This is a genomic window from Streptomyces solitudinis, assembly GCF_036323765.1.
In the GTDB taxonomy this organism is placed as follows: domain Bacteria; phylum Actinomycetota; class Actinomycetes; order Streptomycetales; family Streptomycetaceae; genus Streptomyces.
This window is the reverse complement of record NZ_JAZDCW010000001.1, coordinates 730,626-744,500: the sequence shown is the minus strand read 5'-3', so window position 1 is coordinate 744,500 and position 13,875 is coordinate 730,626. Positions and strand designations below refer to the sequence as shown.

The 13,875-nt window shown below is 75.2% G+C and carries 11 protein-coding genes; 5 read left to right on the top strand and 6 right to left on the bottom strand.

Annotation, left to right across the window (positions count from 1 at the left end):
- Positions 1-82 precede the first annotated feature (82 nt).
- Positions 83-976 (top strand): class I SAM-dependent methyltransferase, encoded by an 894-nt coding sequence (locus V1J52_RS03085; RefSeq protein WP_443075694.1) that lies wholly within the window; start codon positions 83-85, stop codon positions 974-976.
- A gap of 31 nt (positions 977-1,007) precedes the next feature.
- Here V1J52_RS03085 and V1J52_RS03080 read toward each other — a convergent pair whose 3' ends face one another.
- The 4 genes from V1J52_RS03080 to V1J52_RS03065 form a co-directional block, all read right to left on the bottom strand.
- Positions 1,008-2,762, bottom strand: a complete 1,755-nt coding sequence (locus V1J52_RS03080) for an asparagine synthetase B family protein (RefSeq protein ID WP_330137957.1) — start codon at positions 2,760-2,762, stop codon at positions 1,008-1,010.
- Positions 2,763-2,845: 83 nt separating this feature from the next.
- Entirely contained in the window at positions 2,846-3,352 is a 507-nt protein-coding gene (locus V1J52_RS03075; protein WP_330137956.1) for a hypothetical protein, read from the bottom strand.
- 14 nt (positions 3,353-3,366) lie between these two features.
- Positions 3,367-4,281 carry a hypothetical protein gene (locus V1J52_RS03070; RefSeq protein ID WP_330137955.1) on the bottom strand — a complete coding sequence of 305 codons (915 nt, stop codon included), beginning with the start codon at positions 4,279-4,281 and terminating at the stop codon, positions 3,367-3,369.
- Complete coding sequence (locus tag V1J52_RS03065; protein WP_330137954.1) at positions 4,278-5,453, bottom strand: hypothetical protein; 1,176 nt, start codon at positions 5,451-5,453, stop codon at positions 4,278-4,280. The genes V1J52_RS03070 and V1J52_RS03065 overlap by 4 nt, the downstream gene beginning before the upstream one ends.
- Positions 5,454-5,698: 245 nt before the next feature.
- Between V1J52_RS03065 and V1J52_RS03060 the strand changes: the two genes are divergently transcribed.
- Both V1J52_RS03060 and V1J52_RS03055 read left to right on the top strand, forming a co-directional pair.
- Entirely contained in the window at positions 5,699-6,475 is a 777-nt protein-coding gene (locus V1J52_RS03060) for a hypothetical protein (protein WP_330137953.1), read from the top strand.
- A gap of 49 nt (positions 6,476-6,524) precedes the next feature.
- The gene (locus V1J52_RS03055) at positions 6,525-7,286 is read left to right on the top strand and encodes a class I SAM-dependent methyltransferase (protein WP_330137952.1); all 762 of its coding nucleotides are present in this window, start codon (positions 6,525-6,527) and stop codon (positions 7,284-7,286) included.
- 417 nt (positions 7,287-7,703) lie between these two features.
- On the opposite strand, the gene V1J52_RS03050 is transcribed toward V1J52_RS03055, so the two are convergent.
- Together V1J52_RS03050 and V1J52_RS03045 are read right to left on the bottom strand one after the other, a co-directional pair.
- Positions 7,704-8,468 carry an SAM-dependent methyltransferase gene (locus tag V1J52_RS03050; RefSeq protein WP_330137951.1) on the bottom strand — a complete coding sequence of 255 codons (765 nt, stop codon included), beginning with the start codon at positions 8,466-8,468 and terminating at the stop codon, positions 7,704-7,706.
- 276 nt (positions 8,469-8,744) lie between these two features.
- Positions 8,745-10,343 carry a carboxylesterase/lipase family protein gene (locus tag V1J52_RS03045; protein ID WP_330137950.1) on the bottom strand — a complete coding sequence of 533 codons (1,599 nt, stop codon included), beginning with the start codon at positions 10,341-10,343 and terminating at the stop codon, positions 8,745-8,747.
- Between the two features lie 658 nt (positions 10,344-11,001).
- Here V1J52_RS03045 and V1J52_RS03040 point away from each other — a divergent pair.
- Both V1J52_RS03040 and V1J52_RS03035 read left to right on the top strand, forming a co-directional pair.
- Positions 11,002-11,748, top strand: coding sequence for a MerR family transcriptional regulator (locus V1J52_RS03040; protein ID WP_330137949.1), 747 nt, complete (start codon positions 11,002-11,004; stop codon positions 11,746-11,748).
- Positions 11,749-11,891: 143 nt separating this feature from the next.
- Positions 11,892-13,874, top strand: a complete 1,983-nt coding sequence (locus V1J52_RS03035; RefSeq protein ID WP_330137948.1) for a protein kinase domain-containing protein — start codon at positions 11,892-11,894, stop codon at positions 13,872-13,874.
- Position 13,875: the final 1 nt, after the last annotated feature.

Below are 13,875 nucleotides of genomic sequence, written 5' to 3'. Positions count from 1 at the left end.
CTCCGGCCAGGCAGAGGGCCCTCGCCTTGCCGAAGGTGGAAGCGGTACTGCCGCAGCGGCACGGCCGTCCTAACGTGGCAGCATGACCCACGCTCACCCCCGCCCGGCCCACCACGGCCCGGCCCACCACGGCGCCTCTCACCGCCCCCACCAGCACCCCGCCGGCACGGACGGCCAGGCGGACATGCTCGACCTGGAGGCCGAGACCCTCGCCGGGCACATCGCCTCCATCACCGCGTGGCTGCCCCTGGAGACCAGCCCGCGCCACCTCGTGGACCTGGGCTGCGGCACAGGCGCCGGCACCTTCGCCCTCCTCACCCGCTGGCCCGAGGCGCACGTCACCGCTGTCGACTCCTCGGCCGAACACCTCCGGCGCCTGCGCGAGAAGGCGTGCGCCGAGGGCGTGGCGGAGCGGGTGCGTACCGTGCAGGCGGACCTGGACGCCGCGCGGTGGCCCGCCCTCGGCACCCCTGACCTGGTGTGGGCGTCCGCGTCGATGCACCATCTGGCCGACGCCGGGCACGCGCTGCGCAGGGTCCATGACGTTGTCGCCCCCGGCGGCCTGTTCGCCGTCGTCGAGCTGGCCGGCTCCCCCCGTTTCCTGCCCGGGGACGCCCCGCGGGAGCGGCCCGGCCTGGAGGAGCGCTGCCACGCCGCGAGCGACCGCCTCCACGCCGCGCACCTGCCCCACCGCGGCGCCGACTGGGGCCCGATGCTGACCGCCGCCGGGTTCACCGTCGAAGGGGAACGCACCCTCACCGTGCACGTCGAGAAAGCGGGCGACGACGCCGTCGGCCGCTACGCGCTCGGCAGCCTCCAGCGCCTCCGCGACAGCGCAGCCGACGCCCTCGCGGCCGAGGACCTCGCCGCGCTCGACCGGCTGCTCGACACCGGCGGCCCGCACAGCCTCCTGCGCCGCGAGGACCTCGCGGTACGCACCGAACGCACCGTCTGGGCCGCGCGCCGCGCCCGCTGAACCACCCGGGCCGCCTGGGCGCACCCGGGGGTCAGGGACCCACCTCGTAGGCGCGGAGCCAGAGTTCGAGGGTGAGGACGAGCCAGAGCTTCCCGCCGTGGCGGGGCAGCAGCAGACCCTCGCCCCGGGTCCAGGCGCGCAGCGTGTCGGTGCGGAACAGCCCCCGCGCCCGGGCCGAACGGCCGAACAGCAGCTCCTCGGCCAGCTCGCGCAGCGGCCCGCGCAGCCACTGCTGCACCGGCACCCGCATCCCGCTCTTGGGCCGGTCCACCACGGTGGCCGGCAGCAGGTCGCGCACCGCCTCCTTCAGGATCCACTTCTCGCTCGTCCCGGCCAGCTTCCAGCGCGGCGGCACCGCGAACGCGTGGTCCACCACCGCGCGGTCGAACAGCGGGGCCCGTCCCTCCAGTCCGCTGGCCGCGGTGATCCGCTCCACCTTGGCGAGGATGTGGTGGGCGCCCTTCGTGCGCAGGTTGGTGTGCAGGAGCTGGTTGAGCAGGCTGTGCATCGCGCCCTGGCGCAGGTAGGGCGCCAGCGGCGCGGTCAGCGGCGGCGCGTCCGCCGCCCGGGCCTGCGCCTCGGGGGTGAGCAGGACCGGCAGGTCGGCGTGGCACTTGCGGTAGGAGTCCAGGTACGCCCGGGCGCGGGCCTCCTCGTCCGGTTCCCGGCGGTACAGCTCGTGGATGAGCATGGGCAGGTTCTTCGGGCCGCCGAAGACGGGGTCGCCGCCCTCCCCGTTGAGGACCACCCGCATGCCGTCGGCGGCGACCGCCTCCGCGAGGAGCAGGTTGGGCACGGTGAGCGGGTCGCCGACCGGGCAGTCCAGCAGCGCGACGGTCTCCGGCAACCGGGCGGCGACGCTGCGCCCGGACACGGTGAGCACCCGGTGGCCGGTGCCGCAGTGCGCGGCGACCAGCCCGGAGTAGCCGAGTTCGTCGGGGGTCTCGGTGTCGAAGCCGATGGAGTACGTCCGCACCGGGCGGTCGTGCCGGCGGGCGGCCAGCGCGGTGACCAGGCTGCTGTCGATGCCGCCGGAGAGCAGCACCCCCACCGGCTCCCCTGCGGGCAGCCGCCGGGCGGTGGCCTCCTCCAGCAGTTCCCGCAGGCGGGCGGCGTGGGCCTGCGGGCCGCGCGGGTCGTCGGCCTCGGCCGGTTCCCAGTACACCGCCTCCTGGCTGCTGCCGTCGGCGCGCAGCCGCAGCCGACGGCCGGGCAGCGCCTCCTCCACCCCGCGCAGCAGCGTCTGGCGGCCGGGCAGATAGGCGAAGGAGAGGAAGGAACGCACGGCGGCCAGGTCCAGGCCCGTGCGCAGTCCCGGCAGCCGGGCCAGGGCGCGCAGCGCGGTGGCGGCCGCCCACGTGCCGTCGGCGGTGCGGGTGAGGAAGAGCGTCCGGCCGCCCACCGCGTCCCGGATCAGGGTGAGTTCGGCGGGCCCGCCGACCAGCCCCGGGTCCCGCACCACGGCCAGCGCGTACATGCCCTCGGCCTCGGCCAGCCGCGCGGAGCCGAAGCGGGCGTACCAGCGCAGCAGCAGCTCACCGTGCGGGCAGTCGGGCGGCACCCCGGCGGCGCTGCCGCCCAGCCGGGCACGCAGCGCCTCGGGCTCGTACAGGGTCACCTCGCCGACGGCCACGAGCTGACCGGCCCGCCACGGCCCGGCCGCCGCACCCGGCGCGGGCACCAGCCCGAGCGCGTACGTCCCCCCGGCCGCCACCGGCTCGGCCCCCGTCGCCGCCAGCCGCCCGGCCGGATCGTCCGCCGTGAGTACCGCACACCACCGGGCCATCGTGCCTCTCCCCTCCACTCGTCCGCCCGCGCGGCGGGCCGGTCCTGCGACCGTTCGCCGACGCCCCGCCGGCGGTGCCCGGGTCAGCCGAAGTCGCCGTCGTCGAAGCCGACGTCGCCGCCCCAGTCGTCGTACTCCTCCGGGGGCGCCGTGCCGCCGGTGTCCGCGGAGCCGCCCCCGCCGGCCTGGGCGCGGGCCTCCTCGCGCAGCGCCTCCTCCTGCCCCTCGGTCAGCGCCACCGGCGGCGCGACCAGCGCACCGGCCAGCACACCGCCCCCGAGCGCGGCGAGCACCACGCCGGTACGTCCGGCGAAGGAACTGCGGTTGACGGTCAGCACCTCGTTGCTCCACAGCGTGCGCCCGTACCCGGCCTCCCGGCCGTAGAGCGTCCGCCCGTCGGCGTGCACCCGTTTGACCAGGTGGCGGCCGAGTGGTTCGTCGGTGCCCGAGCCGCCGCCGTCGTCGCGCCAGCGGACCACGCCGTCCGCACCGTGCTCGCGCCACTCCCGGCGGCCGTCGGCGTAGGCGCGGTGGACCGTGCCGTCGGCCAGTACCTCGTCCTGGTAGGTGATCTCCCGTCGCGGTCGCACCCGCGCCCCCTCGTTCACTCGGCCGGCCTGCTCAGGAACCCCGTCTCCCGTACGCCGCGCAGCCGCCGGCGGGCCGGGCGCGGAGCACGGATGCCGCGCACCATCCGGTGGACGGTCCGCAGCAGCACCGCCGGAGGCACCGCCTCGACCTCCGCGAACCGTCCGCCACACAGCCAGGCGTGCTCCCGCCTCGTCAGCGCCGGCGCGGCGCCCGGCGGGATGCGGTACGCGCCCGGGCGGTGCTCCGGGCGGCCGTGGGTGAGGTGCAGTGCGGCGGCCTGCCGGGGCCGCAGCCCGAGCGCCACGGTCCGTACGCCGGACGGGAGTGGTGTGGCGGCGGTGAAGCGGGCCGCGAAGGCGAGCCCGGCCGGGGAGGCGTCGTGCAGCAGGTACACGGTGGCCCGCCCGGCGAGGCCGAGCATGCGCAGCACCGCGGGGTCGAGCGGAAGCTCCCCCGCACCGTGGACCGGGCAGGCGGACTCCATCGGGAGGGCGTTGGCGCGCAGCATGTGCGCGACCGCGTCCGACTGGCAGACCAGCAGCCGGGGCAGACCGTAGTCGAACAGGTCCGCCTCCGGGGTGTGGCGGCCCGCCGGGTGCCGTACCACGGGTTCGGGCGCCAGGAGTCCGGGCAGCCGGTCCGCCGGGCCGTGCGGGCCGGGGCCGTACGCGTCCAGGGCGGCGCGGAAGCGGGAGTACGCCACCGGCGGTGCCAGGGTGAACGGCAGGCGGCGCGGCGCCCGGTGCAGCGGGTGCAGCACGCGGCACAGCGCGTAGTACAACTGCCGTTCGGTGAACCGGATACCGCCCGGCTGCCCGGCTCGTACCACCGCGCGGGCCAGGGCCGCGTGCAGCATCCGGTCCCGGCCCCCGGGCGGGCCTTTGCCCGGTGCGGGGACCGGGCCCGTACCTCCGCCCCGGACCGTCATCGCCGCTCCTGGCCCGGCCGGTCCGCGGACGGGCCGGGCCCGTCCGGCGGTCCCGCCGCTCCCCCGCCGGCCGGCCGGGTCAGGAAGCCGACCGCGCGAGCGGCGTGGCGGTCCGGGTCGACCCGCTCGCGTGCCCGCCGCACCCCGGCCTCCACCACCTCCAGCAGCACGGCGGGGCGCACCGCCGCCAGCGGGAACCACCAGCCCGCCGCGAGCCAGGCCACCTCCGCTTCGGTCAGGCGCCGTTCGGCCTCCCGCAGCCGGGCGATCTCCTCGGCCGCCGGCGGAGCCTCACGCAGCCGCAGCCCCCGCCCCGGCCCGGTGTCCTCCTCGGGCGCCGGTCCCCTCCAGGCGGCGGGCCCGCCCGCCTGGTCCGGCGGGCCCGGGGCGGGCAGCACCGTGCGCGGGGCCAGACCGGCCACCACCGCACGCGGACCCAGCACCCGGCGCGCCTCGGCGGCGAACAGCACGCCCGACGGGCTCGCGTCGTGCAGCACCACCGTGGGAAGCCCGTCCGGTATCTGCTCCGGTGCGGTGTGCAGCCGCACCGCGAGCCGCTGCGGCAGGCCGTTGGCGGCCAGGCAGGTCAGCACCGACGGGTCGGGGCAGAGCACCGCCGCGACCGGGGGCCCGGCCCCCCGCCAGGCTCCGGCGGGCAGCTCGCCGGTCACCATCCCCGGCGGCGGCGCCCCGTAGGCCGCCACCCAGTGCTCCGCCAGCTCGGTCTCGAGCGCGGTCAGTTCCATCGGCATCCGGATGGCCGCCAGCCGGCTCGCACGCCGCGAGGAGCGCCACCGCAGGAGGAGGAGCAGCAGGAACAGCGCCAGGGCCGACCCGATCACCGGGGCGATGCGCGTCCCGTGCAGGTCGAACACCGCGCGTGCCCCCGCCACCGCACCGCACAGCACGACGACCAGGACGACGGCGCACCCCACGAACCCCTCGCCCGGTGCCGGCAGCCGGCCCCGCCCGGCCGCGTACCAGAACTGCGCCGGTGTGTAGCGGACCCGGCCGCCGTCTCCGAGCCGCTCGACCAGCCGGTGCGCCCGGTTGTCGTGCAGCCGCAGACCGTTCTCCTTGGGCTCCAGCGCGAAGCGTCTGGCGCACCGCCCGCAGCGGCGGTTGGTGCGCTCACGGTGCAGCAGGCTCGTGTCGCAGTGCGGGCAGATCACCGGGCGCCCCCCGCAGCGTTCCACCAAACCGGTCCGCCCATCCGTCCCACCCCCGCACCCCCGCACGTCCGAGCGCCGGGCCCGCCCCCGGCGGGGCACCCTCGGCACACGACCGGTGGGCCGGCACCGCCGACCCGCCTCCGCCAGGTCCGACGCCTGCCGTCACCCTGGTGGTTCCCGCTCCGCGCAGAATACGTCGGCACCGGCTGCCGTACACCCGCCACCGCTCCAGGAGGACGCCTCCGATGACCGTGACCGGACACTCCGACGCACCCGCCCCGCCCCCGGCCGCCGGGCGGCTCAAGCGCGACGCCGACGCGGTGAACGAGGTCCACGACCTCGCCGCCCACCGCGATCCGGCGCGCAACGTCGTCACGCCCGTCCTCCAGCTCCCGCCGCCGGTCGCCCTGGTGGTCGTGGAGTCCTTCGCCGCGGTGGTCGCCGCCGCCCGCCGCAGCGCCGAGGCCACCGCCCCGGACGCGGACGGCGTCGTCCGCTCCCAGACGTTCGAGGAGGGGGAGGTCTACATGGTCGAGAAGCCCTTCGACGGCTTCGTCGCCGACCGCTACCTGATGGACTTCTACGACGTGGAGGAGCGCGGACTGTGCTCGCGGATGCACCTGCACACCGGGCTGCGGTTCGTGCGGATGATGACCGGCCCCCACACCCGGATACGGGTCGGCAGCCTGTCGCCGTTCACGGTCACGGAGGTGGCCGGGGTGACCCCGTTCCGGCCCCGGACCTTCGAGGACGCGCTGCCGGACGCGCCGGAGGGCGTGGAGCGGGTGCGCTACAACCTGGTGGTGCCGCCGTGTTCCTTCGTCGACATGCAGATACCGCGCGGCGTGAGCCACCAGTTCAACGCGGTCGGCCCGCACGCGGTCATCGACTCCGTCCACCCGGAGGAGTCCATCGAGGCGTTCCGCGAGCGGATGTCCGGCTACCGCATGACCGCCCAGACCGTCTTCCTCGCCGACCACCTCCCGCCGACCGCCTCCTGTGCCCCCGTCCCGGAACCCTGACCGGTTTATCCGGAGGCGAGGCGCCCGCACCGGCTGGGACGATACGGATATGGCACGCACGTTTGAAGAACTGGTCGCGGAGGCGGAGTCGGCCCCGGTCGAGGGCTGGGACTTCTCCTGGCTGCGGGGACGGGCCAGCGAGGAGCGCCCGTCGTGGGGCTACCAGCGCATGATGGGTGAGCGGATGGCACGGGCCTCGGCCGCGCTGGACGTCCAGACCGGCGGCGGGGAGGTCCTCGCAGGGGTACCGGTACTGCCGCCGCTGGTGGCGGCCACGGAGTCCTGGCCGCCCAACGTGGCCAGGGCCACCCGGCTGCTGCGCCCACGGGGAGCGGTGGTCGTCGCCGCCGCGGACGAGCCGCCGCTGCCGTTCGCCGACGGGGCGTTCGACCTGGTGGTCAGCCGCCACCCGGTGACCGTCTGGTGGGAGGAGACCGCCCGGGTGCTCCGGCCGGGAGGCACGTACTTCTCCCAGCAGGTCGGTCCGGCCAGCGTCTTCGAACTGGTCGAGTACTTCCGCGGGCCGCAGCCGCGGGAGGCGCGCCGCCAACGCCACCCCGACGACGCCCGCCTGGCGGCCGAGGCGGCCGGGCTGGAGGTCACCGATGTGCGCCTGGAGACGCTGCGCACGGAGTTCTTCGACGTCGGCGCCGTGGTCTACTTCCTGCGCAAGGTGGTCTGGATGGTGCCGGACTTCACCGTCGGCCAGTACCGCGACCGGCTGCGGCAACTGCACGAGCGCATCCAGGACGACGGCCCGTTCACCGCCCGCACCACCCGGTTCCTCATCGAGGCCCGCAGACCCGCCTGAGCCCGGCTGCCGGGGCAGCGCGCCGCTCCCCCGGCTGCCGTCCTCTCAGGGCGCGCGACGACGCCGCCGCACGCCGGGGCGTCCAGGGACGCCCCTGGCAAGGAGCCCGGAGGCTTCCGGGACGCGGGACGCTCAAGGGGGTGGGGGCGAGCCCGGCTCGGATAGGGACCGCGATGCCGGCCCGACGGGACGTACTCCTGGTCACCGACGCGACGGAGGCGGCAACGCCCGTCTCGGCCGAGCGGGAAGGTGAAGCTCTCCGTCCTGAACGAGCACTTCACGGTGGTGGCCGACGAGCAGGTCCGCGGCCGGCGGGTGACGGTGTACCGGAACCGGGCGGCCCAGCCTGGGCCCGGGTTCCGCACACTCGTGTCCCGGGGACAGTGACGCTGGGCAGGTCCGCGCCATGGCGACTGCTCAGTTCTTGTGCGCGGTGACCAGGGCGAAGGAGAGGAACGCTCCGCCGTCCGCGGTGAGCATCTCGATGACCGGCTGGTTCGCGCTCCGGCCGCCCGGATGGTGCTCCGCGCCCGCCCGGGCCCACAGCAGCCAGTCCTGCCAGGCGTCCTGCTGCAACCGCGCGGAGGTGACCTTCACCAACTCGGTGATCTCCCAGTGGAAGCGCCACCACTCCGCCGTGTGCCAGGCGGCCGCCTCCCAGCCGACCACCTTCCTGATGTGGGGCGGGATCGTCCCCAGCTCTCGTATCTCCCGTGTCATGGCGGGAGTGGCCATGCCCAGCTGCCCGCCGGGGCGGAGATACCGCAGCAGGTAGGGCAGGTAGCTGTCCGCCGTGCCGAAGTACTCGAAGGCGTCCACGCTGACGATGGCGTCGAAGCTCTCCTCCTCGAAGGGCAGGGCGTGCGCCTCCGCGCGCACGGCCTCCACCCGGTCGCTGACACCCGCCTCGGCGAAGACAGCCGCCGCCTCCCCGGGGGCGATCCACAAGTCGGCCGCGACGACCTGGACACCGTACTCACGGGCAAGGAACACCGACGTGGCGCCTTTGCCGGAGCCGAGGTCGAGAATCCGCATCCCCGGGCGCAGATCGAGGTTCTGGGCCAGGTCCTCCAGCAGCCACAGCGGGTTCGGGCCCATGTCGAGGCCGAGCAGCCAGGCGGGGTCGTAGCGGGAGGAGCGCGGGTAGCGGTCGGGACGTACGAGATCGTTCAAGGCAGTCACGAGCAGGGACCCAATCTGATCGTATGCCCAGAGCGCAACCCGTTTCCGCTCCACCACGTCGGCTCCTCACCCACGCCGGCACCCCGGCACGTTCTGCTGGCGGAGCAGCGCCCGGCTGCGGCAGCCGCGCCGAGGTCCCCGGCCCGGACACACCGACGCGGGCCAAAGCCTTACGTCTTCGCGTAGTGCTGACGGTCCCGGCGCCCGTGGACACCGCTCGCCGTGCGTCGGGCGCGCGGCTCTCGGGGGCGCCGGGCCGTCAGGCGTCGGGGGATGTCAGAAGGCGGGCCGGTTCCACAGGTCGCACTTGTGGTCCTGGGGGAAGGTCGATATCCCGGTGATGGCTCCGGGGGCCAGGGACTGGACCGTCGGGAAGGGCTTCCACCGCGGAGCGTCCGCCGCGTACGGGACGCCGGTCTTGGCGAAGTTGGTCCAGTAGCCGAGCATCCTGTCCGACAGGGCGTTCTGGGCCGGGGTGCCGAAGACGCCGCCGAACACGTACCGGATCTCCGAACCGTGCGGGGCGCCGAGCGGGAAGCTGACCGGCAGGTCCAGGTAGTCCATGGCGTGACGGTCGGCGAACTCGTACTGGTAGGACCGGGTGTACGGGGCCATGAGCCTCGCCGTCCGCGACTGGAGGCAGGCGAACTGGGAGTCCGTGAGGACGGCGCCCAGCGCCTCCGCGGGTGTGCCGTAATCCGACAGGGGGTAGCGGGCCAGGATCCCGTCGGTCCGTTCGCCGTAGAGCGCCCGGACGGCGGCCGGGTACTCCGCCGCGGTGAGTTGCCTGCCGGCCAGGTCGTAGGTGGTCGCCACCGTGAGCCGGCCCTCGTCGGCGGTGGTGCCCTGGAGGACGGGGACCCGGTGGAACCGGCCGCGCTCCAGCGCGTCCGTCACCTGGAGCGGCAGGACCTTCCCGTCGACGTTGGGGGTCCAGCGGGCGGTGGGGCTCAGCGAGGCGCTGAGCACCTGGTCGGCGGACCGGGCCCGCAGGCAGGCCACGTCCGCGCAGCCCAGGGAACGCGCCCAGGTCGCGCCCCTGTCCTGCTGTGACTCCTGGGTGGGCAGCGGGAATCCGCAGCCGGACTGGGCGACGGCCCGGTGGAACAGGCCGGTCGCACGGGGCGAGACCAGGTTCTGGCATACGCTGCCGCCGCCCGCCGATTCACCGAAGACGGTCACGTTGCCGGGGTCGCCGCCGAACGCCGCGATGTTGTCCCGCACCCAGCGCAGGGCGGCCTGCTGGTCGAGCAGACCGTAGTTGCCGGACATCCCCTGCCACGATTCCTCGGCCAGGCCGGGGTGGGCCAGGTAACCGAACGCGCCGAGGCGGTAGTTGAAGGTGACGTTGACCACCTCGCCCTGTGCCGCCAGGTTGCTGCCGTCGTAGAACGTCCCGGAGCCGACGGTGAAGCCGCCACCGTGGATCCACACCATCACCGGCCGCTTGTGGAGGGACCGCTGCGCGGGCGTGTGGACGTTCAGGTACAGGCAGTCCTCGCTGGGCGTGCCGGGCCCGGCGAGGTTCCCCCACGGGCTGGACCGGACGGCCTGCATACAGGGGTCACCCGGCGTGGTGGCGTCCCGGACACCGGGCCAGCGCTCAGGCGCGGACGGCGGCCTCCACCGCTGCGAACCGACCGGCGGCGCGGCGTAGGGAATGCCGAGGTAGGAGTTCGCCGTCTGTCCCGCCTGCCCGCGCACCTGCCCGTACCGGGTGGTGACGGTCGGCCCTTCGGCCGCCGTGGCGTGGGTGGGCACGAAGAACGCCGCGACGGCCGACAGCACGAGCGTGCCGCACAGCGCCCCGGTTCTGCGCGTGCCTGGTAAGAGTCTGCGACTTCTGGCCAACAACTTCGAGCGCAGGGCGGACATCGTGCACCTCCGTACGGAAGGGGGGTGTGGGTGGACACTGCCCGGGCAGTGTCGCCGGAGCCCCCGCACCGCGGCATCGTGCGAATCACCGGTCTCCGCCGTGGCGTCGGCGCGCCGTCACACCGGCCACCCGGTGGGCGGCCGCCGCTTCCCGGCACGTCGGTACGGGCCAGTCGCCCACAGCGTCGTCCGGTCCGTCCGCGGCCACCGCTCACCGCAGGTTCACCGAGTGGGCCAGGCCCGGGGTCCGGGCCGACAGGCCCGACTGCCCGACCGGCTGGTGCTCGTCCCCCGTGCGGGCTACGGAGAAGTGTCCACCGCCAGTGACTGGCTGTGGCCCGTCCGGGGCGGCCACTGGGCGGGGAGCGGGCCGGCGTCTTGGGACACACGAGGCTCCTGTGCCGTTGAGAAGGGACTCATCGTCTCGACTCGACAGCGCGGGAGCCTCGTCGGTTCCCTGTTCTGCCGCACTCGGCCTGCCTCATGCGCTGGGCGCCGGCGTCGGACAGCCGCTCCGTGTACCGATCGATACGTGGTGTGCCCTTTGCCCGAGTGGCGCATGAGCCCGGGGCCCTTCTTGATCCGGCGCCTCCGGGACCCCGTCTCCCCCGCGATCCGGGTTGACCTTGACGTAGCGGCAACTTCTAGCGTTCGGGTCATGGAGTGGTCGATCCAGGACATCGCGCGACGCGTCGGCACCACGAGCCGGACGCTGCGGCACTACGACGAGCTGGGGCTGCTGGTGCCGAGCCGGGTGGGCGCCAACGGCTACCGCTACTACGGGCAGGACGAACTGGTGCGTCTCCAGCGCATCCTGCTGCTGCGGCAGCTCGGGCTGTCGCTGTCCGCGATCGCGGAGATCCTCGCGGGGCAGCAGGAGACCGCCGCCGCCCTGCGGACGCACCTGGCGCTGCTGGAGCAGGAGCGCGAGCGCATCGGTCGGCAGATCACCGCGGTGCGGACCACTCTCGACAAGACGACACGAGGAGAACAGCTCATGCCCGAGGAAGTGCTGGACGGATTCGACCACACCCGGTACGAGGAGGAGGTCACCCGGCGGTGGGGCCGGGACGCCTACGTGAACGGCGACCGCTGGTGGCGGTCGCTCACGGACGGGGAGAAGCGCGGTTTCAAGGAGGAGCAGGCCGCGATCGCCGCGGCCTTCGTCGCCGCCTTCCAGGCCGGGCAGGACCCCGCGGGTGACGAGGTGCAGGACATCGCCCGGCGCCACTGCGCGTGGCTGTCCGGCCCGGTCCCCGTCAGCCGCTCGTACGTCATCGGGCTGGCCGGGCTCTACGTCGCCGATCCCCGGTTCGGCGTCCACTACGAGCAGCACGCTCCGGGCGCCGCCGAGTTCGTCCGTGACGCCCTCACCGTCTACGCGGAGCGGCACCTGACCGGCTGAGCGGCGCTCACCGAGGACGGCGGGGCGCTGGCGGGCCCGGCCGGGGCGCTGGCGCAAGTGCGGCGGTGTCGGGCAGGCTGTCCCCGCGTCCTGGGCGATCATGGAGTGCGCACGGGGGCACGGATCACGGGGGAGGACCGCGCATGTGGCCGCTGGACCAGGCAGACCCTGTCCGGATAGGGCCGTACCGGCTGCTGGCGCGGCTGGGCGAGGGCGGCATGGGCACGGTGTTCCTCGCGGAGGGCGACGGGGGCGAACGGGTCGCCCTGAAGTCCATCCGGCACGGCTATGCCGAGGAGCCGGGCTTCAGGGCGCGGTTCGCGCGGGAGATCCAGACCGCGGGCATGGTCCGCGCCGAGGGCGTCGCCCGCGTCGTGAACGCGGAGCCGGGGGACGGCGGGCAGCGGCCGTGGGTGGCCACCGAGTTCGTGCCCGGGGTGTCCCTGCAACGGCTGGTGGCCACGCAGGGCCCGCTGCCCGCCCGCAGTGCGGGGGCTCTCGCGGTGGGGCTCGCCCGTGCCCTCGGGGCGGTCCACGCGGCGGGGCTGGTGCACCGGGACGTCAAGCCGTCGAACATCCTGCTCACCGTCGAGGGGCCGCGTCTGATCGACTTCGGGGTGGCGCGGCTCGTCGACGCCTCGACCGGCGGTGGGCTGACCCGCACGGGGGCGTCCGTGGGCTCGCCGGGGTACATGTCGCCGGAGCAGGTGCTGGGCCGCTCCCTGGCCCCGGCCAGTGACGTGTTCGGGCTGGGTGGCGTGCTGGTGTTCGCCGCTACCGGCGACCTGCCGTTCCCCGTGGAGGACGCCAGCAGCCAGCACGCGTTGATGTTCGCCGTCGTCCAGCAGGACCCGTCCCTCGGCCGGGTCCCGGCCGAACTGCGCGCCACCGTCGCGGAGTGCCTGGCCAAGGAGCCCGCCGGACGTCCGCCCGCGCCCGCGCTGGCCGAACGGCTGTCGGCCTACGCGGCAGTGCTGGACGACGGCGCCAAGGCGCCCGGCGGGGAGCCCTGGCTGCCCGCGCGCGCCCTGGCCGAGGTGGCCCGCATCTCCGGCCGCGCCGTCGCGCAGGGCGAGTGGCGCCCGGCGGGCGGCGGTGCGGGCGGACCGGGCGACGGCGGCGGAGGCGGGGCCGGTGAGCCCGCCGCCCCGGCCCGGCCCGCCGCGCCGCCCCCGCCGCCCGGTGGCCTCCCGTACGTGCCGACGCTCACCGCGCCCGCGGGGTCCGCGCCGCAGGCGCCCCCGCACGCGCCGCCGCCCGCCCCTGCGCCGGAGCCTCCGGCCGTCCGTCCCGGGCCCGCCGGGCAGTCCGCACCCGGGCGGCCCCACTACGTCCGGCCGGAACCCGCCGCCGCCCCGCGGCCCCCGCACGCCCCGGTGCACCGTGCCCCGGTGCCGCCTGCGTCGCCCTGGGCCACGCGGCCGACGGCGCTGCACTCCCCGGAGGGGATGGCGACAGCGCTCTCCTGGGTCTACGGCATCTACCTGGCCTTCAAGTGCGTGGCGGCCGTGCTGCACGTCGGCTTCGCCGGCGAGCTCGGCGACTGGCGGACCGCTGACTTCGCGCTGTGGACCGACATCGACGAACTCGTGCGGAACGCGGCCACGGTGGTCCTGGCGGACTCGCTCCTGGGCCTCGCGGCGGGTGTTCTCACGCTGACGTGGTTCTGGCGGGTGCGGGTCAACGCGGAGGTGTTCGCCCCGGGTGAGCACCGGTACTCCCCCGGCATGGCAGTGGGGAGCTGGTTCATCCCGCTCGCCAACCTGGTCATCCCGGGGAAGATCGCCTTCGACGTCTGGTACGCCTCGCTCCAGGACCGCGACCGGGGCGGCCCGGGCCAGCGGGGCTGGCAGACGAGCCGGTGGTGGCCCGGACGCCGGCTGCTCGCCTGGTGGTGGGCGTGCTTCGTCCTCCTCAGCCTCGCCCTCTGCGTCACCCTCCTCGTGCCCGATCTGCTGGAGGCGTCCGTCGACCGCGGCAACGGGATCATCGACTTCGACCGGATGATCGCGGTCAGCTACTGGGCGGCCTTCCTGCACCTCCTGTGCGTCCCGGGCATCGCGCTGTCCGTCTCCGTCATCCGCCGCCTGACCGAACTCCAGGAGCTGCGCGCCGTCCGCCGCTGAC